23 protein-coding genes are annotated in these 22,647 nt (G+C 63.9%); 5 read left to right on the plus strand and 18 right to left on the minus strand.

Annotation, left to right across the window (positions count from 1 at the left end; all coding sequences use genetic code 11):
• Position 1: 1 nt before the first annotated feature.
• From GRF61_RS01220 to GRF61_RS01235, 4 genes are all read right to left on the minus strand, one after another.
• On the minus strand, positions 2–1,525 hold the full coding sequence (locus GRF61_RS01220) for a TIGR03016 family PEP-CTERM system-associated outer membrane protein (protein ID WP_169148918.1): 1,524 nt from the start codon (positions 1,523–1,525) through the stop codon (positions 2–4).
• Between the two features lies 1 nt (position 1,526).
• The gene (locus GRF61_RS01225) at positions 1,527–2,465 is read right to left on the minus strand and encodes an XrtA-associated tyrosine autokinase (protein ID WP_169148919.1); all 939 of its coding nucleotides are present in this window, start codon (positions 2,463–2,465) and stop codon (positions 1,527–1,529) included.
• Positions 2,466–2,476: 11 nt separating this feature from the next.
• A complete protein-coding gene (locus tag GRF61_RS01230; protein WP_169148920.1) occupies positions 2,477–4,027 on the minus strand; it encodes an XrtA system polysaccharide chain length determinant in 1,551 nt (516 codons plus the stop codon).
• A 74-nt stretch (positions 4,028–4,101) separates the two neighbouring features.
• Complete coding sequence (locus GRF61_RS01235; RefSeq protein WP_133589829.1) at positions 4,102–4,674, minus strand: XrtA/PEP-CTERM system exopolysaccharide export protein; 573 nt, start codon at positions 4,672–4,674, stop codon at positions 4,102–4,104.
• Between the two features lie 289 nt (positions 4,675–4,963).
• On the opposite strand from GRF61_RS01235, the gene GRF61_RS01240 reads away from it, so the two are divergent.
• Positions 4,964–5,731, plus strand: a complete 768-nt coding sequence (locus tag GRF61_RS01240) for a long-chain N-acyl amino acid synthase (protein WP_169148921.1) — start codon at positions 4,964–4,966, stop codon at positions 5,729–5,731.
• A 3-nt stretch (positions 5,732–5,734) separates the two neighbouring features.
• On the opposite strand, the gene GRF61_RS01245 is transcribed toward GRF61_RS01240, so the two are convergent.
• Together GRF61_RS01245 and GRF61_RS01250 are read right to left on the minus strand one after the other, a co-directional pair.
• A complete protein-coding gene (locus GRF61_RS01245) occupies positions 5,735–7,054 on the minus strand; it encodes a DUF1302 family protein (protein ID WP_169148922.1) in 1,320 nt (439 codons plus the stop codon).
• Between the two features lie 11 nt (positions 7,055–7,065).
• Positions 7,066–7,815, minus strand: coding sequence for an ABC transporter ATP-binding protein (locus GRF61_RS01250; protein WP_169148923.1), 750 nt, complete (start codon positions 7,813–7,815; stop codon positions 7,066–7,068).
• 44 nt (positions 7,816–7,859) lie between these two features.
• On the opposite strand from GRF61_RS01250, the gene GRF61_RS01255 reads away from it, so the two are divergent.
• Positions 7,860–8,645, plus strand: a complete 786-nt coding sequence (locus tag GRF61_RS01255) for an outer membrane lipoprotein-sorting protein (protein WP_169148924.1) — start codon at positions 7,860–7,862, stop codon at positions 8,643–8,645.
• A gap of 95 nt (positions 8,646–8,740) precedes the next feature.
• Here the strand turns inward: GRF61_RS01255 and GRF61_RS01260 are convergent, their stop codons facing one another.
• Positions 8,741–9,844 carry a porin gene (locus tag GRF61_RS01260; protein ID WP_169148925.1) on the minus strand — a complete coding sequence of 368 codons (1,104 nt, stop codon included), beginning with the start codon at positions 9,842–9,844 and terminating at the stop codon, positions 8,741–8,743.
• Between the two features lie 519 nt (positions 9,845–10,363).
• Here GRF61_RS01260 and rpoH point away from each other — a divergent pair.
• Positions 10,364–11,215, plus strand: a complete 852-nt coding sequence (gene rpoH / locus GRF61_RS01265) for an RNA polymerase sigma factor RpoH (protein WP_169148926.1) — start codon at positions 10,364–10,366, stop codon at positions 11,213–11,215.
• 54 nt (positions 11,216–11,269) lie between these two features.
• On the opposite strand, the gene GRF61_RS01270 is transcribed toward rpoH, so the two are convergent.
• From GRF61_RS01270 to GRF61_RS01290, 5 genes are read right to left on the minus strand one after another with little or no spacing between them, the layout of a single operon-like run.
• Positions 11,270–11,860: an SCO family protein gene (locus GRF61_RS01270; protein WP_169148927.1), complete on the minus strand. Its 591-nt coding sequence runs from the start codon at positions 11,858–11,860 to the stop codon at positions 11,270–11,272.
• 12 nt (positions 11,861–11,872) lie between these two features.
• Positions 11,873–12,772, minus strand: coding sequence for a heme o synthase (gene cyoE / locus GRF61_RS01275; protein ID WP_169148928.1), 900 nt, complete (start codon positions 12,770–12,772; stop codon positions 11,873–11,875).
• Entirely contained in the window at positions 12,769–13,908 is a 1,140-nt protein-coding gene (locus GRF61_RS01280) for a COX15/CtaA family protein (protein ID WP_248281058.1), read from the minus strand. Before GRF61_RS01280 ends, cyoE begins: the two co-directional genes overlap by 4 nt.
• Positions 13,905–14,534, minus strand: coding sequence for a hypothetical protein (locus GRF61_RS01285; RefSeq protein ID WP_248281059.1), 630 nt, complete (start codon positions 14,532–14,534; stop codon positions 13,905–13,907). Before GRF61_RS01285 ends, GRF61_RS01280 begins: the two co-directional genes overlap by 4 nt.
• Complete coding sequence (locus tag GRF61_RS01290; protein WP_169148929.1) at positions 14,512–15,264, minus strand: SURF1 family protein; 753 nt, start codon at positions 15,262–15,264, stop codon at positions 14,512–14,514. The genes GRF61_RS01285 and GRF61_RS01290 overlap by 23 nt, the downstream gene beginning before the upstream one ends.
• 144 nt (positions 15,265–15,408) lie before the next feature.
• Between GRF61_RS01290 and GRF61_RS01295 the strand changes: the two genes are divergently transcribed.
• Positions 15,409–15,603: a twin transmembrane helix small protein gene (locus GRF61_RS01295; RefSeq protein WP_169148930.1), complete on the plus strand. Its 195-nt coding sequence runs from the start codon at positions 15,409–15,411 to the stop codon at positions 15,601–15,603.
• 11 nt (positions 15,604–15,614) lie between these two features.
• Here the strand turns inward: GRF61_RS01295 and GRF61_RS01300 are convergent, their stop codons facing one another.
• The 6 genes from GRF61_RS01300 to coxB all read right to left on the minus strand — a co-directional run bounded on the left by GRF61_RS01300 (position 15,615) and on the right by coxB (position 20,466).
• The gene (locus GRF61_RS01300; RefSeq protein WP_169148931.1) at positions 15,615–16,481 is read right to left on the minus strand and encodes a cytochrome c oxidase subunit 3; all 867 of its coding nucleotides are present in this window, start codon (positions 16,479–16,481) and stop codon (positions 15,615–15,617) included.
• Between the two features lie 231 nt (positions 16,482–16,712).
• Positions 16,713–16,910, minus strand: a complete 198-nt coding sequence (locus GRF61_RS01305; RefSeq protein ID WP_169148932.1) for a DUF2970 domain-containing protein — start codon at positions 16,908–16,910, stop codon at positions 16,713–16,715.
• 10 nt (positions 16,911–16,920) lie between these two features.
• Positions 16,921–17,511, minus strand: a complete 591-nt coding sequence (locus GRF61_RS01310; protein ID WP_169148933.1) for a cytochrome c oxidase assembly protein — start codon at positions 17,509–17,511, stop codon at positions 16,921–16,923.
• 61 nt (positions 17,512–17,572) lie between these two features.
• Positions 17,573–17,677 carry a cytochrome oxidase small assembly protein gene (locus GRF61_RS24530; RefSeq protein ID WP_211165668.1) on the minus strand — a complete coding sequence of 35 codons (105 nt, stop codon included), beginning with the start codon at positions 17,675–17,677 and terminating at the stop codon, positions 17,573–17,575.
• A 25-nt stretch (positions 17,678–17,702) separates the two neighbouring features.
• On the minus strand, positions 17,703–19,283 hold the full coding sequence (ctaD, locus tag GRF61_RS01315) for a cytochrome c oxidase subunit I (RefSeq protein ID WP_169148934.1): 1,581 nt from the start codon (positions 19,281–19,283) through the stop codon (positions 17,703–17,705).
• Between the two features lie 43 nt (positions 19,284–19,326).
• On the minus strand, positions 19,327–20,466 hold the full coding sequence (coxB, locus tag GRF61_RS01320) for a cytochrome c oxidase subunit II (RefSeq protein WP_169148935.1): 1,140 nt from the start codon (positions 20,464–20,466) through the stop codon (positions 19,327–19,329).
• Positions 20,467–21,092: 626 nt separating this feature from the next.
• On the opposite strand from coxB, the gene GRF61_RS01325 reads away from it, so the two are divergent.
• Positions 21,093–22,604 (plus strand): acetyl-CoA hydrolase/transferase family protein, encoded by a 1,512-nt coding sequence (locus GRF61_RS01325; RefSeq protein ID WP_169148936.1) that lies wholly within the window; start codon positions 21,093–21,095, stop codon positions 22,602–22,604.
• Positions 22,605–22,647: the final 43 nt, after the last annotated feature.

Below are 22,647 nucleotides of genomic sequence, written 5' to 3' on the forward strand. Positions count from 1 at the left end.
ATCAGAATCTGAGGCCGAGATTGGCGATGATGGCGTTCTCTGTGAAGTCGCTGCCCCCGCCGGAGCCTTCTGCGCGCTGATAACGGTAGTTGAGCCCGCCGGAGGTCTTGGGGCCGAACTCGGTGTTCAAGCCAACCGACATCAGCAGCCGGCGGGTCTCCAGCCCGCTGGCGGACGAGCCTTCGGTACGGGAGCGGGTCAGCGTCGATATCAACGAGGTGATCGGCGTAAGCCGGTGGGAGAAGCTGGCGCTGGCCGCGCTGGTTTTGATCGAGGTGCTCAAGGCGAAATCGTCGCCTACCGGAAGGCCGCTGATGGCATTGAGGCTGGAGCGCTGGCTGCGCGTGACCGACAGGGTAAGACTGTTGCGCTCGCCCAGCAGCGTCACGCTCCCCCGCAAACTGCGTTGCAGGAAATAGGCGTTGGAAACAACGTTCTGCGCGCTGGAAGCCCCCAGGTTGGCCATACACAGCGCGTACATCACGTCCGGGTCCAGCTGCCAGCCGTTCCACTCCATGCCGCTGTCCGCGATTGCGCGGCACTGGGCTTCGATCAGGGGCTCGGAGGAGAAGGATTGCACCGTGGAGGTCACGTCGCGCATGTAGCTGAGGCGCCACTGGGTCCTTGCGGTACGGTGATCGAAGCTGAAGTTGTAGCCGGTACCGAACACCCGGTCTTCGATTGTGGCAGACAGCCGGGAGCGCTCGGAAGCCTCCCAGTCAAAGCCCCCGCCATAAATTGCTCCACTCTGCTTGTTGCCGGTGCCATAGTCGTTCGACTCATGTCCGGCGATGGCCCTGAGACGGAACTGGGGGGTCACATTGATGTACAGCGTTGCCCGGCCAGCCTCCTGGATCCCGCGAGCATTGGCACTGTTGTCGAATTCCGTCTCGCTACGGGTGTAATCCACGCCCCAGCCGAACAGGCGCTGCGGTGCGGGATCCATCACCTGTCCGGTCCATTGGCCGAGACGCGAACCCTTGAGATTGTTGCCGCCGTCGTACCAGCGCGACATGTAGCCGAGTTTCGCCGTGGCGGTGTCGCCAAACCGGAACTGCAGGCGCGGAGCAAGCGACCAGGTACGGGTCTCGTCGTTCTTGCTGGTATTGAGGTCATCGCTGGCGGCACGGCCGGAGAAAGCGGAGAGGTTGTTCCGCGAAATGGAGCCACCCATGTCCACGTAAAACAGGTCCTCCACCGCCTCCAGCTCGCCTCGCCCCTGAAACGCCAGGTAGGAGGTATCGCCCTTGCTGTCGTTGGTATGGAAGGTATTGCGGAACTGCGCGTTCATGTTGCCGTTGAAACGCCCGCCTCGACGCGAGACGGCCAGCGAGGGCGTCACTTCCGCAATCCAGTCAGACTCCTTGCTATCGCGCGACGCACCGCCGTTGTCGGTCCATGTGAGCCGCGTCTGGACGGAGGGACGGACGTCCGTCTCCTGGGCATGCACCAGACCGCCAACCGCGGCCAAAGCGCAGCCCAGCGCCGCCGCCACGGCCTTGAGCCTGAACGTCTGAGCGGACACCTCAGGCCGCCTCGGACCTGGCATCCGAACCGTAACCGTAGCCATAACCATATCCGTAGTAGCCCCCGGCGCCACGCTCCCGCGCCTTGTTGAGCACCATCAGCTTGACGGGGCAATTCTCTATCGTGGAGAGCGCCTGCTTGATCGTCGCATGGGTGGTCTTCGCCGCCTCGACGACGATCACCACCTGACCCATGTGCGTCGCCAGCACGCGCGCCTCGGTCGTGACCAGCAAGGGCGGCGAGTCGAAGACGATCACACGGTCGGCATAGCGGGTGGCCATCTGCTCCAGCATGCGATTCATCGCATCGGACGCGAGCAACTCGGTTGCCCGCTGATGCGGCATGCCAGCAGGCAGCAGGGAGAGCTTCTCGATATTGGTACGCAGCAGGACGTCGCCCAGATCAGAGATATCGCCCGACAAGACGTCCATCAGCCCGCGCTGAGGTGGCAACCCCAGGCGGTTGAGTACTGAGGGGCGCGATACGTCGGCATCGACCAGCAGCACGGTGTGGTCCAGTTCCATCGCCATGCTGATCGCCAGATTGATCGCCGAGAAGGACTTGCCCTCTCCCGGCAGCGCACTGGTAACCATGATCAGGTTGCCATTGGCAATCACTCCCGCCCCCAGGCCCTGGGCGTTGCGCAGCAGCGGCCGCTTGATGACGCGATACTCCTCGGCCAGGGGGGAACGCGGCTGGTCCGGCGTAACCATGCCCATCTGGGCCAGCCGCCCGAGATCGATGTGGATGCTGCGCGAGGCCGGAGCAGCCGTCTCGACAGGCGCTTCAGGGGCAACCGCAGCAGGGGCCGGGGTCCCGGCCGAGGGCGCCGCTGGTGCGATCTGGGCCTCCTCCGCGGCAACCATCGAAGGCGCCACTTCGCCGCCTGCCTGCTTGAGTTGATCCAGCCGCTGGACCGCTTTCTCTATGAGGCTCATCCCGTCCCCCGCTATTTCTGCAACATACTGAGCAGGAGCGTCGCCACTCCAACTACACCGACGAAACCGGCAACGCCTCCCGAGAAAGCCAGCAAGCCTCGCTTTCTTGCCTTGGCCCGCTCAGGCGTCTGCAGCAAGGAAACGGCGCCCAGCACGGGGAGCCCAGTCACCTCGCGCAGGGTCCGGCCGTCACTGAACGCCGGCCTCAACTGGCTGATGAGGAAGGTGAGGGCGACCCCTACTGCCAGCCCCACCAGACCAACCAAAGGCATCAGCAGCACCCGGTTGGGCGCAGAAGGCTTGTTGGGCAGGCTGGGCGGGTCGATCTGCCGGAACTCCGCGATCCCAGACTGCGCGTCCATTTCCACCGAAATATTGGCCGACTCACGCCGCGCCACCAGGCTTTCATAGTTGCGCTTATGGACATCGTAGTCCCGGTTCAACTGGGCCATCTCGGCCTCCAGTTCCGGCAGGCGCTCAGAGGACGCCCGCAACTGGACCAGACGGCCTTCGTACTCTCCCACCCGCGCGCGCAAGGAGGCAACCCTGGCTTCGGATTCAGCCAACGACAGCTTCATCTGCTGATACACCGGGTTGGAATTCACTGAATCGAAGCGCCCCGGACCGGCCTTGCGCATCGCATCGACCTCTTCTTGCTTCTGCTTCTCAAGCTGAGCCAGCACGCGGCGGGCGCCCAAAACATCCGGGTGCTGGTCGGTGTAACGCTGCAACATGCTGTCCAGATTCTTCTTCAGCACATCGATACGATTGTCCAGGTCGGGAATGGAGACCGAGTTGGCGGTGCCCCCAGGCGCCTGCGGCAACAACACCGGATCCTCACCGACCAGTTGGCGCTGCATGGCGTCGCGCGAATTCTCCGCCTCCCGCAGTTCAAGTCGCGCCTGCGCCAGTTGCTGCTCGGTCTGCGCGATCTGCGTCACGTAATCCCGGGCGCCATCTCCCAGCAAGCCCATGTTGCGCAGTCGGAAGTCCTTCAAGCGATTCTCAGCCTCGGACAGCTTCTGCTCGTAGGTCTTGATCTGATCCTCGATGAAGCGCCGCGCGGCGTCAGTATCCTGCCGCTTGTTCACCAAGCCAGACTCGACGAACAGAGAAACCAGAGCCTGTACCACACGCTGCGCCCGCTCCGGGCGGGCATCCTCATAGGCAAGCGTGAAAAGGTTGTCCCGACCGGTGCCGCGAATCTTCAGATCCCGCGTCAATTGGGCAATCAGCGCCTCTCTGTCCTGCCGATCCCGGACCCCGAGATCGAGATCCGCCATGGTGATCAACTTCTCGACATTGGGACGATTGATCAGCGTCCGGCTGAGGATGGCAATCTGCTGATCCACGTTCGGCTGCACAGCCAACCCAGACATGAGCGGCCTAAGCACCGACTGGGTATCCACATACACCCGCGCAGTGGACTCATACTTGTCCGGCATCATGTAGATCACGATACCGCCCACTATCCCGACGATCCACGCCAGCGCCAAACCCCACCAGCGAAAACGCCACATGCCGCGCAAATAGCCAACAACCTGCCTGACGAGTTCTTCCATCTAGTAGCCCGGGTACCAAACAATGCAATCCGCCCCGGTTGAAAACCAAGGGCGGAACGAAGATGTGGAAAAACTCAGAACCAGCTTTGCGGGATGATGAGCACGTCGCCCGGCCGCATTTCCACGTTCGCGGTCACGTCGCCACGCTTGATGAGATCCTTGATGCGGACGCTGTATTGCTTATTGCCTTCGGCGGTGCGAAGAATGGTAGCCGCATTGCCATCAGCATAAGCGGTCATCCCCCCCACCGCGATCATTACGTCCAGCAAGGTCATTTTCTGGCTGTACGGCAGAACCTGCGGCTTACCAGCCTCACCCACGACCCGGATCTGCTCGGAATAAGGGCCAACGAACTGGGTCACGATCACGGTGACAACCGGCTCCCTGATGTACTTGCCGAGTTCCTTTTCGATGTCCCGAGCCAGCGTACTGGCATCTTTGCCCAAAGCGGGCAAATCCTCTACTAATGGGGTAGTGATTTTTCCATCTGGACGTACGGGTACGGACATGGACAATTCAGGATTGCGCCAGACGACCACGTTAACTGCGTCACCAGGCCCGATAACGTAGTTGTAATCCGCGCTGGCCGCCGCCGAGGGAGCCGGCGGATATGAGGTGGCACAGCCGGAAACCAAACCGATCATCATGCCAAGGGCCAGCAATCGACGGCCTCCAGCCAACACAATCGAAGCGCTTTTGCTCATTGTCAACATACCCCTTCACCGGAACGGCGACTATGATACGCCCTGTGGGTGGCAAAAATGCTACCAAGATGCACCTGCCGGCCCCAAGGAAAAAACACACACAAGCGGTTACAGCCAGATATCTGCTCCGCAATTAGAGTCTGGCGACCCGGGGAGGGATATCTGTCGAAAGGCACAGAATTCCCTAAACGCCGCCCGCCTGCGGGCTCGTCCAAAGAGTGCCTTCGAACCTATGATGATCGAAACAGCTGGCCACGCCAAGCCGTCTCCAGACGTGGCGCTTTCGCTGCCTCCCCGCCTGGGGGCACAGGTAAAGCAGGGCAGCTTTTCGCTCAATGATGAATTCATTTTCGAGCGTGCAGATTACCGAATCTGCTTTGCGCAAGGCAGTGAAGTCCTGCGCAACAAACTCGCGTCTCTGGTGGAGCGGATGTATGGCTCCCGAGGACTGCACGTATATCACGCGATTCAAGACCTTCACCCCAGCCGCGCAATCCTGGTTGCTTGCCGGGGCGAGCACCTGTTCGGCACGCTCACCCTGGGCCTGGACTCCAAGGCCGGCTTGCTTGCCGACACGCTTTACCGCCCCCAGATTGATGCAGTCCGCGCCAAGGGAAGGAAGGTCTGCGAAGTAACGCGGCTCGCGATCGACCCCGAGTACGGCTCCCACGACGTGATGGCCTCGATTTTCCAACTCGTCTATGTAATGTCCCGACTCATCCACGGGATGACAGATCTTTTTATTGAAGTCCACCCCCGCCACGCCGGCTTCTATCGCCGGATGCTCGGATACAGAATTGCGGGGCCAGAGAAAATCTGCCCGCGCGTTGGCGCCCCTGCCGTACTGCTGCATTTGCCACTCGAGTACGCAGACGCCCAACTTCGCCAATTCGCCGGCAAGCCGATGAGCCGAGAACGCAACCTCTATAAATTCTCCTCGCCACTGCGCGACCTGGCAGCGCTAACGCTCACCTTGTCGCCGGCGAGCGCCAACTGCTGAAACTCAGAACCAGCGCCTCAACTCGACGTACAACCGGTCACTATTATCATAGCGGCCGAAAAGCCCGACCGAACGACCGCCGAACACATCCGCTCCGAACTGAGCACGCCATTCGGGAGCGAATTTCCAGGTCAGCTTTGGCCTCAGCATGTAATCCTCGCGATTGAAACTCGACACGGCGAGGAATTCAAACTCCAGGTCATCGCCGAAATGCCTCACGACCTGGAATGTCATCCCTTGCTCATCGCGCCCCTCCTTCATGCCAAAGTCGCGATCGTAGTATGTACGGCCAAAGTACTGAACATTGAAGCGCCAGATATCCTGGACGGGCAAATCGACGCCCACAACATAATCCAGCGTATCCGAGGCCTGCAGACCGTTGGCTACACTTGGATCACTGGTAAGAAAATGGCGCCCACGGGTATGAACCGCCTCTCCCTTTAGAACAAACTCACCAAGATCCTTACTCATGGTCGCCCCGAGCTGGCGGATCCGGTCATGGCGAAATTCAAAGCCAGGGACAGCCGAAGTGCGATAGAGAGTCGGAGAGACATCTAGACTTTCGTAATAGAAAGCACTCAAATCCCAACCGCCCACCAAATGGGATGCCCGCACCCCCCAATTTCCATTGTCAAAGCCGTTTGACGGCTTGCGCTCTTTGATATGCGTTCCCGCTGGGATATCGGGATAAGGAAAAAAATCAGCGCCAGGCTTCCCGATCTTGTCGAAACTGGGTACCGGAATCCACAGCAATTCGAAGTGCGTGTCACCAGCAAAATACTCGGCTCGGGCAGCCCACTGTGGAATACGCAAGGCTTCGAACTCGGGGAGATAAAACTCTCTCAGGTCTCGCGCGGAAACCACGTCCGCGAAAAAGAGCCCGACCATTTCGCCCCAAACCACATGTTGGCGCCCCAGCCGGAACTCCCAGTCCCCTGAGCCAAAGTCCAGATAGGCCTCGCGCAAGGAAAGGCCCGCGCGTTGATCATCCCGGACGGAAGAGGGATAGTGCCCACTCTCAAGATCATAGGCTGCATCGCCTTCCGCACGCCCCGACAACTTCCACCTGATTCCCGCAGCCGCGCCACTAGCCCCCAATTCCAGCCTGGCTCGCAGTTTGGACCAATGTTGGGCCTCGCCGACAGTGTAAGCCCCTGAAAAATCGGCATAGCCACCCAGCTTCAGCCCACCGCCCCCCCCCGCTTCAACCGCCGGTTTGGGACCAACATCAAAGAGCGAATCCAGATCGCCGTCCTCCGCTGCACGAGCCGTCGCAGCCCCGCTGCAGGCAATCGCCAGCAGCACCCCTCCCCAAAAACGCATCGATGACCCCTTTAGACTTCCGGATCCTCTTCGCCTGTGGCGCGGCGATCCTGGACGAACACCCACTTGCGCTCGGACCTCATGCCCAAGGCGGTAATCTGGCCGTCAGCGATACGCACCAGACGGTCCGCCATGTTCATCACCTTGCGATCATGAGTAGAAAAGACAAATGTGGTGCCGGCTTGGCGGTTGATCTCACGCATCAAGCGCAGGATGCTCTCGCCGGTCTTGCTGTCGAGGTTAGCGGTGGGCTCATCGGCCAGCACCATTTTTGAATGCGTCACCAGGGCACGCGCTATTGCAACTCGCTGCCGCTGACCGCCGGAGAGCTGATTCGGGCGATGGTCGGCATACTTGCTCAGCCCCACCATACCCAGATAGTGCGCCACCCGCTCCTTGCGCTCCGCCCTACTGAGTTCCGGCAATTGCAGCAGCGGATACTCCACGTTCTCCTCGGCAGACAATACCGGGAGGAGATTGAAGGTCTGGAAGATGAAACCCAGCGTCCGCGCCCTGAGATCGGCAAGCTGATCCGGCGTCTGCCCGGATACATCCCGGCCATCCACGACGACCCGCCCCTCGCTGGGGGTATCGATACAACCTATGATGTTGAGGAGGGTAGACTTGCCGCTACCGGATGGGCCTGCAATCGCCAGGAATACCCCGGGCTCGACAGCCAGCGAGACATCGCTGAGCGCCTGAACCTCCTGGTCTCCAAGCCTGTAGCGCTTGCTCACGCCTTCTACGCGTACGATCGCCATGTAGCAAGCCATCGATGAATGAGAACGCCATAAGGATAGCACCCATGCCCCGCATCGAACGATCCCGGCTACGCCTGCTTGCCTCGCTCACAATGGGAGTAGCCGCTCCGGCATTCGCCTGGGCCGCCGAGACAGAAACCCCAGCGGAAAAGAAAGACGACGCTGCCAACCAGTTGGTGGCGCGCGCAGATGAAATCCGTTTTCCGCGTGAGAGCTTTCAGACTGAAATCACCATCACCAACTTCAGCGGCGAGCAGGAGGGCGAAACACGGAAATTCCGCGTTTTGTCCCGTGGCAATGAAAACACCATCGTCCTCACGCTGGAGCCCGCTTCAGAACGCGGCCAAGCTTTGCTGATGCGCGCACGGGATCTCTGGGTTTTCCTGCCTAGCGTATCGCAGCCTGTTCGCCTCTCACTTGCTCAGCGACTGACCGGACAGGTTGCCAATGGCGACCTCGCAAGAGCCAACTTCGCAGGCGACTACAACCCGACACTGATTGGCACCGAAACACTGGACGGGCAAACCGCCCAAGTTCTTGAACTTACCGCAGTGGATCGCAGCGTGACCTACTCCAAGGTGAAATACTGGATACGCGAGCAGGACGGCCGCCCGATAAAGGCCGAGTTTTACGCACTATCCGGGCGGCTGCTCAAAACCTGCTACTACGAGAACTTCAAGGAAATGGCTGGGCGCGTACGCCCCACGCGCCTCGTCATGGAGGACGCCTTGAAGAAGGGAGAGAAGTCCGTCCTCAGCTACGAGAACATGGCGCTACGTGATTTACCGGAGCGGGTATTCACTCGCGAATACCTGAAACGACTGGAGTAGTAAAACATAAGCGGGAAACTACTCAGATCACTCTCCAGAAAAACAAAACGGGCGCCGAAGCGCCCGTTTTTCATCCAAGCTCGTACTAGACGAGATTAGAAGGAGTGACGGACACCCACGTTGAAGCCGCGCTCGTAGGCACCAGACGCGATGTTGGCACCGGTCGCATCACCGATGCTGGCAGCAACGCCAGCAGTCTCAGCCGCATTGTTGTTGTTGATGTCGGCGTAGGCGGTGTAGATCGCGGTACGCTTGGACAGCGCGTGCTCGTAGCCGATACCCCACTGGCTGGACTTGCCATCGCTGGAGCCGTCGATCTCGGCCTTGCGACGACCGTAGGAAGCCTGGATCTTGCCGGCGGCACCGACCGGAACAGCAGCCGTCAGGGCCCATTGCTTAAACTTCACGTCGGAGTTGGCGGCAACGGCCTGCACGTCGCGCACACCGTAGATCGCGCCCAGCTTCACGACGCCAAAGTCATAGGTACCAGCCAAGTCCCACACCTTGATCGCATCGGTACCAGCAGCATTGCCACTGGCAGAGTTGAGGTGGATCTGGTGCAGGTTCAGACCGACATAGACCGGGCCGTTCTTGTAGGACGGGGAGAACGCCCAAGCGCGGCCGTCTTCGCTGGTGGCGAGCCCATAGCCATTCCCACGGGTTTCATCGCCGGAGAAGTTGTTGGTCCAGCCAGCCACAAAGCTGAAGCCACCCCAGTTCGGGGAGACATAAGCGGCCAAGTTGTCCAGACGGGCGTCACCCATGTAGATGTTCGCCAAGGAAGCCACGGTCCCCTTGCCAAAGCCGAACGGATCGATATTTTGGACGATCATCAAGTGTTGCGGGGCGTACTGACGACCCAGCGCGACGGTACCGAAACCGCCGGACAGGGACACGTAGGACTGACGGTTCACGCTACCGACGGTGCCGCCGGCAGTTTCGCTGCGACCGAAGCCCATCTCGTACACAAAGCCGGCCTTCAGACCATTGCCCAGGTCTTCAGTACCCTTGAAACCGATACGGTTACCGGCGCTCACGCCGCCATCCAGGGCGCTGCGGGAATCCAGACCGTCGATACGGCTGTCACCGGTCCACTGGTAGCCGTAGTCGACCACACCGTAGATCGTCACGTTGGACTGCGCGAAAGCCGGCGCGGACATCAGGCCAGCAACAGCCAGCGCGATCAGTTTCTTCTGCATTTGCTTCTCCTCTAATTGAAGTTGAGACCGCTGGGCAGGGCCCGGGCCCGACTTACCTCTCTAACGAGGGGTTGCGGCGATTTTGCAAATGGGGAAGGACCGCAGGCAAGCACGATGTGAGGAAACCGACAGTTTGGCGACGAAGCTGTTGCATGTGTGCAACAGCCGCCAGCGGCCTTGAACGGAGGGCGATGAGGCACATCCGCGTCAAACCCTTGGCATCAAAGGCAAACTGCCCGGGAGTCAAAGGGAAGACGGCCTTCCCCCAGCCCGCCTCTCTCCGAAGCAGAAAAGGGATGGCTCTCCCGTCCAGGCAATCGCCGCCCCCATACTCCGGCGGCCGAGTCGTTCGGCAGCTTCGAGCCGGATCTGGGGGCCACTTTCCCCCTTCGACATGCTCAGGGTGCCCCGTCTCCAGCCTCCTTGCCGGCTTAAACCCCAGGAGCCCCTGGAACTCTCCACCCCATTAGCACTCTCAAACCTCGAGTGCTAAGATTCGGCACACGGAGGTATACACATATGTCTCAAGCCCTGTCGTTTCCGATTCCCGCTGCGGGCAGCATCGACCAGTACATCCAGTCGGTGAATCGCATGCCTCTGCTCAGCGAGCAGGAGGAAGTGGAGTTGGCGACCCGGCTGCGCGACGAAGGCAGCGTTGAAGCGGCGCGCAAGCTGGTCATGTCCCACCTGCGCGTGGTGGTGGCGATCGCGCGCGGCTACCTCGGTTACGGCCTGCCCCATGCCGACCTGATCCAGGAAGGCAATATCGGCCTGATGAAGGCGGTGAAGCGCTTCGATCCGACGCGTGGTGTGCGCCTGGTTTCCTTCGCCATCCACTGGATCAAGGCGGAGATCCACGAGTACATCCTGAAGAACTGGCGGCTGGTGAAGATCGCCACCACCAAGGCGCAGCGCAAGCTGTTCTTCAACCTGCGCAGCATGAAGCAGGACAGCGGCACGCTGAGCAGCGACGAGGTTCGCGCGGTGGCGACCCAGTTGGGCGTGAAGCCCGAAGAGGTGGTGGAGATGGAGACCCGTCTCGGCGGCCGGGACATCCCGCTGGACGCAGGGAGCGACGATGACGAGGATCGCTACGCCCCGATCGCTTATCTGCCCGACCCGCATGCCGAGCCTTCGGAAGTGCTGGAGCAGGCGCAGATGGCGCATCTGCAGGACAGCGGACTGCGCAACGCCCTGGCCTCGCTGGACGACCGCAGCAGGCAGATCGTGCAACGCCGCTGGTTGAACGAAGACCAGAGTGCGACCCTGCATGAACTGGCGGCCGAGTATGGCGTATCGGCTGAGCGCATCCGCCAGATCGAAGCCAAGGCGATGCAGAAGATGCGGGGAATGCTGGCGGAAGCGGTTTGAGCCCCTGCCGCCCTGGATGAGAAAACGGCAGCGTCATCGCTGCCGTTTTTCTTTTCAGCGCCCTGCGAGCAAGCGCTTCAGGTCAGCAGCGATGTTTTCCGCCGTTTCGCCATGCTTCACATAGAGGCGCAGCTTGCCTTCCGGATCGAAGACGTAGGTGCCGGCAGAGTGATCCACCGTGTAGTGGTTGCCGCTGGTATCCCCGCTCTTGCGGTAGAAGACGCGAAAATCACGCGCCACGGCGGCGGTTTCCTCCAGGCTGCCGTGCAGGCCGACGAAGCGCGGGTCGAAGGCGGGGACGTACTGAGCCAGCAACTCCTCGGTGTCGCGCTCCGGGTCCACCGTCACGAACAGCACCTGCACCTTGTCTGCCTCCGGGCCGAGCTGGCGCATCACCTCGGCCATGGTTGCGAGGTTGGTGGGGCAGACGTCCGGGCATTGGGTGTAGCCGAAGAACAGGGTGACGGCCTTGCCGCGGAAATCGGCCAGCGTGCGCGCCTTGCCGGTGTGATCCTTGAGCGCGAGTTGCCTGCCGTAGTCGGCGCCGGTGATGTCGGTGGAATGGAAACCGGGAGCGGAGGGGGTGCAGCCGGCGAGGGTGGCGGCCAGCGAAACCGCTGCCGCCAGGATCAGGGGTCGAAGCATCAGGAAGGTATCTCAGGGGCTCAGGTAGTGGTCTGCCAGCAGGGCGGCAAACAGCAATGATAGGTAGACGATGGAAAAGCGGAAAGTTCGGCGGGCGAGGGCGTCACTGTAATCCCGGTGAAGACGCCAGGCATAACCGATGAAACGCAGGCCCAACAACACCGCAATGGCGAGATACAGCGCGCCGCTCATGCGGGTGGCGAAGGGCAGCAAGGTGACCGCGAACAGCACCAGGGTGTAGAGCAATACCGACAGCCGGGTGAATTCCGCGCCGTGGGTCACTGGCAGCATCGGCAGGCCGGCGCGGGCGTAGTCGGCGGTGCGGTACAAGGCCAGCGCCCAGAAGTGCGGTGGCGTCCAGGCGAAGATGATGAGGAAGAGCAGCAGTGCATCCGCGCTCACCTCGCCGCTCACTGCCGCCCAGCCCAGCACCGGCGGCATTGCGCCGGCCGCGCCACCGATGACGATGTTCTGCGGCGTGCGCGGCTTGAGGAACACGGTATAGACCACCGCGTAGCCGAGAAAGGTCGCCAGCGTCAGCCACATTGTCAGCGCGTTGACCGCGCCGCCCAGCAGCCACAGGCCGGCGCCGCCGAGCAGGACGGCGAAGACCAGCACTTCCGCACTACCCAGATCCCCCCGCGGCAGCGGCCGTCCGCGGGTGCGTGCCATGCGGGCATCGAGTTGCTGCTCTATCAGGCAGTTGACCGCCGCCGCCGCGCCAGCAACGCAGGCGATGCCCAGCGTGGCGCAGAACACCAGCGCGGGCGCCGGCAGGCCGTCGGGCACCGCCAGGAACATGCCGATTACCGCGCAGAACACGATCAAGGCATTCACCCGCGGTTTAGTCAGCGCAACGAAGGACTGCAGGCGGCGCAGGCCATCGCCGGCGTTCAGCGTGATCGTCTTCATGCATGCCCCCTCTTGCGCATGGCCGTCGGCCGGAAGGGCAGCACCTGCCCATGGGAATGTGCCGCCGCCGACCATCCGAGCCGGGCGGGGCCCGGCCTTGCGCGGAAACGCAAGCCCGCAGGCGCGGTCCGCAGGCAGAAGCCGTGATTGATCCACACCAGGATGCCGAGCAGCAGCGCGGCACCGGCGTTGTGCGCCACCGCCAGCCCCAGCGGCAGGCTAAACAGCACATTGGCGATGCCGATGGCGACCTGCAGCAGCACGCCAGCGATCAGCACCCGCCCCATGAGGGCCGCCGCTGGCTGCCGGCTCAAGCGCCAGCCCGCAGCGACCAGGAAGCCGCCCACCAGCACCGCGCCGATGCGATGCATCCAGTGGATCGCCGTCAGCGCGGCAAAGGACAGCGGCTCGCCGTCGGCCGTCATGCCCAGTTCGCGCACCACATGGAAGGCGTTGCGGTAATCGGTTTCCGGCCACAGGCTGCCGTGGCAGGTGGGGAAATCCGGGCAGGCCAGCGCAGCGTAATTGGTGCTGGTCCAGCCGCCCAGGGCGATCTGCGCGACCAGCAGCAGCAAGCCCAGCCGCAGCGCCGCCACCGTTGCTGGCGCGGCAGCCACTCGCCGGACACCCGAAGCCCGCAGCGCGATCCAGGCCAGCAAGCCGAGCACCGCCATACCGCCCAGCAGGTGGGCGGTAACGATGGCCGGCTTCAGCAGCAGGGTCACCGTCCATTTGCCGAGCAAGCCCTGCAGCACCACCACCGCAAGCAGCAGCAATGCGGCTACCGGGGCGCTGCGCGCCGCCCCCTCGCGCTCGCCGCGCAGACGCCAGGCCAGCACGGCGATGGCGATCAGCAGCAGGCCCAGGCCGCCGGCCAGATAGCGGTGGATCATCTCCTTCCAGGCCTTCGCCAGGCTCACCGGGCCGTATGGATCGGCAGCATGGGCAGCGAGGATGTCGTCAGCGGCGTGATGCGGACTCAGCTGACCATAGCAGCCCGGCCAGTCCGGACAGCCGAGGCCGGCGTCGGAGAGGCGCACGTAGGCACCGACGACGACCACGATCAGCGTCAGCACCAGCGCGGCAAAGACGCAGCGGCGATAGGCCTTCATCACGCCCCCGGCCGCCGCCTTCATTGCCCTTCTCCCCGGCCCAGGGCGGAGTACTTCAGCAAGCGCTGCAGGTCCCGCATCATGCCGCGGGTGTCCTCGGTGGCATCCACCGCGTCCGGGAAGCGCATCATCACCTGCCCCCGCGGGTCGACCAGGAAGACGCGGCCAGCGTTCGCCTCCGGCAGGCTTTGCAGCCAGGCCCCGCTGGCGCGCGCCACCCGCAAGCCGGCATGCTCCGCCAGCAGGGCCGTCCCGGGCCGGCCGTCATCGCTCACCAGCCACAGGCGCGCCACCCGCTCCATTTCCTTGCCCTGCGCCAGGCGCGTCTGACGCATGCGGTAGAGAGCATCGACGCAGGCCGAGGGGCAGGCGGCCGGAGCGGCCAGTACCAGCGTCCAGCGGCCACGCAGTTCGTCTGCGGAAAACTCCGGCTGCCCCGCCACCCCGGGCAAGGTTTCAGCCCCCAGCGGCAGGGGGCTCAGCAGCACGCCGAAATTGACCCTGCCAGCCGGTTGCCAGACATAGAAGGCGAGGTAGGAAGCCAGCACCGGCAATACGCAGACCAGCGCCAGCGCCAGCAGCGTACGCCGCCCCTGGCTGCGGCGCCGCAGCGCGGGAGCCGATGCGTCAGACAGGGTCGCACTTGCCATTGCCGGCCTTCTCGTTTCCATGTCGAACCCTCCGTTCAGCGCCACGCCGGGCGCGCCACCCGCTGATGCCGCCAAAAACCGTCGCCAGCGCGGCCAGGCCGTACCACTGCAGCGCATAGCCGCGGTGGCGATCGACGCCGGCATCCGGCCGCGGCCAGTCCCTCAGCAGGCCATCGTCCGCGGCGGAGGTCTGCCAGAGCAGCCAGGCAGCAACCGGCGTTCCCGTGCGGGCCGTGTAGCGCTCGGCGTCCACCCCTTGCCAGCGCGGCCCATCCGCCCCCTCGCCACCGAGCGCGAAGCCGGCGGGCGGGGAGTAGTGCGCGCGCCCTTCCACGTCCTGAGTGCCGACGGGCACCGGCACCTCAGGCAGCCGCGCCCGATCCAGCCCGGCGGCGATCCAGCCCCGATTCACCAGCACCTGCCCGGAGCCATCCGCCAGCTCCAACGGGGTGAAAACCTGGTAGCCCGCGCGGCCCTCGTGGGTGCGGTTGTCGAGGAAAACGGTGCCACTGCCGCGCCAGCGTCCCACCAGCACCAGCAGCTGCCCCTCCTCCGGCCTCGCCTGCGCACCCACGGACCTGGGCGCCTGTTGTGCGAGGGCGTCCAAGCGCGCTTGCAGGGCGCTCTTCTCATCGGCGCGGCGCAGCTGCCAGTTGCCCAACTGCAGCGTGAGCAAAGCCAGTGCGAGGCAGGCCAGCGCCGGCAGCACGCGGGCGATCAGCCGGCGCACCGGACGCCTCTCCCACCACAGCACGGCATCCAGGGAGTTCCCGCGCGCAGCAGCCTTGCGAGAGCGTTCATGCCCGCGTCCCCCACGCTGGCAGCCGGTGGGGCCTCGCCCCTAAACTGCAAACGCTCACCGGAGAGTTCAGCCATGCGCATCGCCGTCATCGCCTTTCTCGTGCTCATCGTCGCCAGCCTGGCGTCCGCCCTCGGCTTCCTGCTGCGCGACCGCGGCCAAGGCACGCGCACCGCCAGGGCGCTAGCGATACGCGTAGGCCTGTCCATCACCCTGTTCCTGCTGCTGATGGCCGGCTTCGCCAGCGGTCTCATCGACGGCAAGCTCTGAGGCCGCCGGGGCTAGAGCCAATACACCACGACGAAGAGGATCAGCCACACCACGTCCACGAAGTGCCAATACCAGGCGGCGGCCTCGAAGCCGAAGTGGTGCTGGGCGTTGAAGTGGCCCGCAACGGCGCGGCACAGCATCACCGTGAGCATGATCGCGCCCACCGTCACATGCAGGCCGTGGAAGCCGGTGAGCATGAAGAAGGTGGAACCGTAGATGCCGGTATCCAGCCGCAGGTTGAGCTCGCCATAGGCATGCACGTACTCGTAGGCCTGGAAGCCGAGGAAGATGGCGCCGAGCAGGATGGTGAGCAGCAGGCCCAGCTTCAATTGGCCGCGCTTGTCTTTGAGCAGGCCGTAGTGCGCCCAGGTGAGGGTGGCACCGGAGGTGAGCAGGATCAGGGTATTGATCGCCGGGATGCCCCAGGCGCCCATGGGGGTAAAGGGCTCTACCGCCGCGGTGTCCAGCGCGCGCGGCCCGGCATTCGGCCACGCGCCGTTGTAGCCCTGCCACAGCAGCGCCTCGTTCTCGCCGGAAGAGAGCGCGGGCACCGCCAGCGCCCGCACGTAGAACAGCGCGCCGAAGAACGCGGCGAAGAACATCACCTCTGAGAAGATGAACCAGCCCATGGACCAGCGGAAGGAAGCGTCCACCCGGGTGCCGTACTTGCCGCCCTGGGACTCCCGCACCACCTGCCCGAACCAGCCGAACAGCATGTAGATCAGGATGGCGATGCCGAGGAAGAAGATCCACGGCCCGGCCTTGACCTGGTTGACCCACAGCGCCGCGCCGGCACCGAACAGCAGCAGCGCGATAGAGCCGAAGATGGGGAACCGCGAGGGCTCCGGCACGAAGTAGCGTTCCAGCGTCTCACTCATGAGCTTCACCCTCCAGCTGCCATCTGTGCGGCCCAGCGGCACGACGGCTGTCCGCAAGCACTCTGCTGCCCCACCTGGCCTCGCCCGCTGAGCCGGACTGGCCGCAATCCGGTTCAGCGGGCGAAACCTCTGTCTTTCTTCCCTCTCCCCGGCCCCCGCGAGGGGGTGGGAGAAAAACCACTCGCGGCGTAAACCAGGCCACCCGAACAGCATTGACCTGCCCGCTCACCACTACGCGCTCACCACTACCCTCACCACCGCAACCAGCACCAGCACGAACACCAGCCCCGCGATGAGCCCGGCGACGATCACCGCCTTCGGATCCAGGGAGCTGGCGTCCTCCTGGTAGCCACGGCGCTTGCGCACGCCGAGGAAGGACCACAGCACCGCCCTCAAGGTCGCCAGGAAGCCCGCCCTGTCGCCCGCCATTCCCCGGCGCTCAACTTGTTCGCTGCCGGGGGCCGGCCTTGGGCGGCGGCGCCTCGGAAGTCTGGCGCCGTCCCTCGACCTCGAAGAAGGTGTAGGACAAGGTCACCGTGTGCACCTCTGCAGGCAACGCCGGATCAACAACGAACACCACCGGCATCAGCCGCCGCTCACCCGCATCCAGCGTCTGCTGCTGGAAGCAGAAGCACTCCATCTTGCGGAAGAACTGGCCGGCGAGCTGCGGCCCGTAGCTGGGCACCGCCTGGCCGGTCACCGGCTCCCCGCGCACGTTGGATACCTCGTAGGCCACTTGCACCAACTCCCCCGGATGCACCCGCATGGAACGCGTCTGCGGCTCGAAGCGCCAGGGCAGGTCGTGGGTATTGGCGTCGAACTGGACGATCACGGTACGCGAGGCATCCACCTGGGTATTGAACACGCCGGCGTGTTCCGGCCGCAGCAGCTGGTTGATGCCGGTGACCTCGCAGATCTTTTCGTAGAAGGGCACCAGCAGGAAACCGAAGCCGAACATCGCCACCGCGGCGACGCCCAGCCGCCACAGCAATCTCCTGTTCTGCCGCTCCAGGCGGATGGCCCTGCTCATGAGCATCTCCTCCACACAGGCCGCGGCGCCAACTCCGGCACCGCTCGCCGCCGCATCCCGTTCATCCGCCGAACACCTTGTATTTCAGGATCACCGCGATGAAGAAAACCAGGGCCACCGCCGCGAGCCCGAGGCCGGTACGCAGATTCTGGCGCTGGCGCTCCATCGCGACTCCTCCTCTCACCCTGCGCTCACTTCACCAGCGGCGCGTCTTCGAAGGTGTGGTACGGCGCTGGCGAAGGCACCGTCCATTCCAGGCCTTCCGCGCCGTCCCAGGGCTTGGCCGGCGCCGGCTTGCCGCCGCGCACGCACTTCACCACCGCCGCCAGGAAGATCAGCTGCGACAGGCCGAAGCCGAAGGCGCCTACGCTGGCCAGCGCGTTGAAGTCGGCGAACTGCAGGGCGTAGTCCGGTATGCGGCGGGGCATGCCGGCCAGGCCGAGGAAGTGCATCGGGAAGAAGGTGACGTTGAAGAACACCAGCGAGCACCAGAAGTGCAGCTTGCCCAACCGCTCGCTGGGCATGTGGCCGGTCCATTTCGGCAGCCAGTAGTAGGCGCCGGCGAACAGGGCGAACAGCGAGCCGGCCACCAGCACGTAATGGAAGTGGGCGACGACGTAATAGGTGTCCTGCACCTGGATGTCGATGGGAGCGATGGCGCAGATCAGCCCGGTGAAGCCACCCATGGTGAACACGAAGATGAAGCCGGTGGCCCACAGCATGGGCGGCTCGAAGCTGAGCGAGCCGCGCCACATGGTCGCCACCCAGTTGAACACCTTCACGCCGGTGGGCACCGCGATCAGCATGGTGGCGTACATGAAGAAGAGCTGACCGGTCGCCGGCATGCCGGTGGTGAACATGTGGTGCGCCCACACCACGAAGGAGAGGATGGCGATGGAGGCGGTGGCATACACCATGGAGGCGTAACCGAACAGCGGCTTGCGCGCGAAGGCAGGGATGATCTGGCTGACGATGCCGAAGGCCGGGAGGATCATGATGTACACCTCCGGGTGGCCGAAGAACCAGAAGATGTGCTGGTACATCACCGGGTCGCCGCCGCCGGCGGCATTGAAGAAGCTGGTGCCGAAGTGGCGGTCGGTGAGGATCATGGTGACCGCGCCGGCCAGCACCGGCATCACCGCGATCAGCAGGTAGGCGGTGATCAGCCAGGTCCAGCAGAACAGCGGCATCTTCATCATCGTCATGCCGGGCGCGCGCATGTTGAGGATGGTGACGACGATGTTGATCGCCCCCATGATGGACGACAGCCCCATGATGTGGATGGCGAAGATGGCGAAGTCCATGCCCATGCCCATCTGCACCGACAAGGGCGCGTACAGTGTCCACCCGGCGGCGGTGGCGCCGCCCGGCACGAAGAAGGAGCCCAGCAGCAGGATGGCGGCCGGCGGCAGCAGCCAGAAGCTCCAGTTGTTCATGCGCGCGAAGGCCATGTCGCTGGCGCCTATCATCAGCGGGATCTGCCAGTTAGCGAAGCCGACGAAGGCCGGCATGATGGCCCCGAACACCATCACCAGCCCGTGCATGGTGGTGAGCTGGTTGAAGAATTCCGGCTGCACCACCTGCAGGCCGGGCTGGAACAGCTCCGCCCTTATCGTCAGCGCCATCACGCCCCCGGACAGGAACATGACGAAGCTGAAGATCAGGTACATCGTGCCGATGTCCTTGTGGTTCGTCGTGGTCAGCCAGCGCATCAGCCCCGACGGTGTGTGGTGGTGATGGTGGTCCAGCGGATCCGGGATGACGGCGGCCATGCGGTGCCTCCTGCCTGGGTTGCCCTTGTTTCGCCTGCGGCGCTCAGCTCTTGTTTCGCCCCGCCTTCACTTCCGCCGGCTGTACCGCCTCGCCGGTGTGGTTGCCCCAGCTGTTGCGGGTGTAGGTGATGACGGCGGCGACGTCGGCGTCCGACAGCGCGCCGCCGAAAGGCGCCATGGCGGTGTTCGGCCGGCCGTGGAGCACGATGTCGATCTGCCCGGCCTTGTCGCCCAGCACCACCTGGGAGCCGTCCAGCGGCGGGAAGGTGGGCGGCAAGCCCTTGCCATTGGCCTGGTGACAGGCGGCGCAGATGGTGCCGAACACTTGCTCGCCGCGCGTCATCAGCTCCGCCATGGACCACTCGCGCGCCTCGTCGGCGGCGGCCCCGGCAGCCTTCTCCTTGTGCTCAGCCACCCAGGCGGCGTACTTCTCGGCCGACACCACATGCACCTCGATCGGCATGAAGCCGTGGTCGCGGCCACACAGCTCGGCACAGTTGCCGCGGTACACGCCTTCCTTGTCGGCCTTGAACCAGCTATCGCGGATGAAGCCGGGGATCGCGTCCTGCTTCACGCCGAAAGCCGGCACCCACCAGGAGTGGATGACGTCGTTGGCGGTCAACAGCACCCGCACCTTCTTGCCCACCGGCACCACCACCGGGTTGTCGACTTCCAGCAGGTAGTTGTCGCCCTTCGCGGCGGCGCCCTCGATCTGGTTGCGCGGGGTGGAGAGGCTGGAGAGCAGGCGTATGCCCTCGCCCTCTCCCTGCAGGTAGTCGTAACCCCACTTCCACTGGTAGCCGGTGGCCTTGATGGTGATGTCGGCCTCGGAGGTGTCCTTCATGGCGATCACCGTCTTGGTCGCCGGCCAGGCCATGCCGAGCAGGATGAGCACCGGGATCACCGTCCAGGCAATCTCCACCGTGGTGTTCTCATGGAAGTTGGCGGCCACCGCGCCACGCGAGCGGCGGTGGTGTATCACCGCCCAGAACATCACCCCGAACACGCCGACGAAGATGACCAGGCAGATCACCAGCATCAGCGTGTGCATGTCATGGATCTGCTCAGCGATACCGGTGACCGGATTCTGCAGGTTGTAGCGTGCCGGCGCATGCTGGGCGTACGCCGCCGCAGCCGGAACGAGAAGAAGCGCTGAACCTGCAATGCGAGCGGCAAGACCCATGTCCCAACCCCCATCGATGCAGTTTCGGCGGACAGGCGGAGCAATGGCGCGCAGCCATCTTGAGGCTGCGCAAAGTGCACATCCAGGATGTCGCAGCTTTGGGGCTGGAATCGGGCACCGCCATCGTCCGCCGCATCGGCCGGAACGATCCTCCATCGCGGAAAGCCTTGTTTTTCGTGGTTCCCGGCCTTTCCGCACGGTCGAGCCGATCATGCCATAGCGAATTTCTCGGTCGCAACACGATATTTTGATCAAAGTCAATATGCTGCATCGCGATATTTGCTAAGCACAAGGAAGGACGGGCGGCACGGCGATGCAGTTCGGGTTTTCCCACCGGCAAGAATGTTGCAGCGCAATATTTAAGCGCCTTGATCTGCAAGACATTTACACCTAGCCGCACCGCCATTCCCATACGCTACCGAATGGAAATGGCCGTATAATTCCCCGCTTCGCAGGCGGCCGGCGATCCCGACCGCCCGACATCAGCAAGAGGCCCAAGGCCCGATCCCCATTCGGCAGACACAAGGCCCGCCACCCGCGGGCACGGCATCACGACCGGGGCGTGAAGGAGGCAAAGGAGGACGCACCCGAGGTGCGCCCATGGCTCCCCTACGCTTTCCATCGTCATGACCTCTTCCGACCGTATCCTGTCTCCCGCACTCCGTTCCAAGCTGATGAACGCCGAAGCCGCCGCCGCGCTCATTCCCTCCGGCGTCAATGTCGGCATGAGCGGCTTCACCGGCGCCGGCTACCCCAAGGCCGTTCCGGGCGCGCTGGCCAAGCGCATCATGGACGCCAACCTGCACGGCAAGAACTTCAAGATCGGCGTCTGGACGGGCGCCTCCACCGCGCCCGAGCTGGACGGCGCGCTGGCCATGGTGGACGGCGTCGAGCTGCGCCTGCCCTACCAGTCCGACCCCACCTGCCGCAAGCGCATCAACGCCGGCGAGATGGAATACCTGGACATGCACCTGTCCCAGGTCGCCCAGTTCGTCTGGTTCGGCTTCCTCGGCAAGCTGGATGTGGCGGTAGTGGAAGTGGCCGGCGTGCTGGAAGACGGCCGCCTCATCCCATCCTCCTCGGTGGGCAACAACAAGACCTGGCTGGAGCAGGCGGACAAGATCATCCTGGAGGTGAACACTTGGCAGAGCAGCGCGCTGGAGGGCATGCACGACGTCTACTACGGCACCGCGCTGCCGCCGCACCGCAAGCCGATTCCGCTGGTGAAGGTGGACGACCGCATCGGCGAACCCTACCTGCGCTGCGACCCGGAAAAGGTGATCGCGGTGGTGGAAACCGCCACGCCGGACCGCAACTCCGCCTTCAGCGCGCCGGACGAAAGCTCCCGCCTCATCGCCGGCCACATCCTGGAGTTCTTCCAGCATGAAGTAAAAAAGGGCCGGCTGCCGGCGGACCTGCTGCCGCTGCAGTCCGGCGTCGGCAATATCGCCAACGCGGTGATGGCCGGGCTGGACCAGGGCCCCTTCAACAACCTCACCGCTTACACCGAGGTGCTGCAGGACGGCATGCTGGACCTGCTGAAGTCCGGCAAGCTGGCCTGCGCCTCCGCCACCGCCTTCTCGCTGTCCTCGGCGGCGCTGGCCGAGCTGAATGCCGACCTCGCCCGCTACCGCGAGCGCATCATCCTGCGCCCGCAGGAGATCTCCAACCATCCGGAGCTGATCCGCCGCCTGGGCGTGATCGCGATGAACGGGATGATAGAGGCCGACATCTACGGCAACGTCAATTCCACCCACGTCATGGGCACCCGCATCATGAACGGCATCGGCGGCTCCGGCGATTTCGCCCGCAACGCCTACATCTCCATCTTCATGACGCCCTCGCAGGCCAAGGGCGGCGAAATCTCCTGCATCGTGCCGATGGCCTCTCATGTGGACCACACCGAGCACGACGTGCAGATCATCGTCACCGAACAGGGCCTGGCCGACCTGCGCGGACTGTCGCCCAAGCAGCGGGCCAGGGTGATCATCGAAAACTGCGCCCACCCGCACTTCCGCCCAGCGCTCAACGACTACTACAAGCGCGCCCTGCTGCATTCCGAAGGCAAGCAGACGCCGCACCTGCTGGACGAAGCCCTGTCCTGGCATCTGCGCTACCTGCGCGGCGGCCAGATGTAAGGCGGCGACCGGCCCGCGCCCGCCTCATGCGCGGGCCGGTTGC

Source organism: Azoarcus sp. TTM-91 (genome assembly GCF_012911025.1).
Taxonomy (GTDB): domain Bacteria; phylum Pseudomonadota; class Gammaproteobacteria; order Burkholderiales; family Rhodocyclaceae; genus Azoarcus.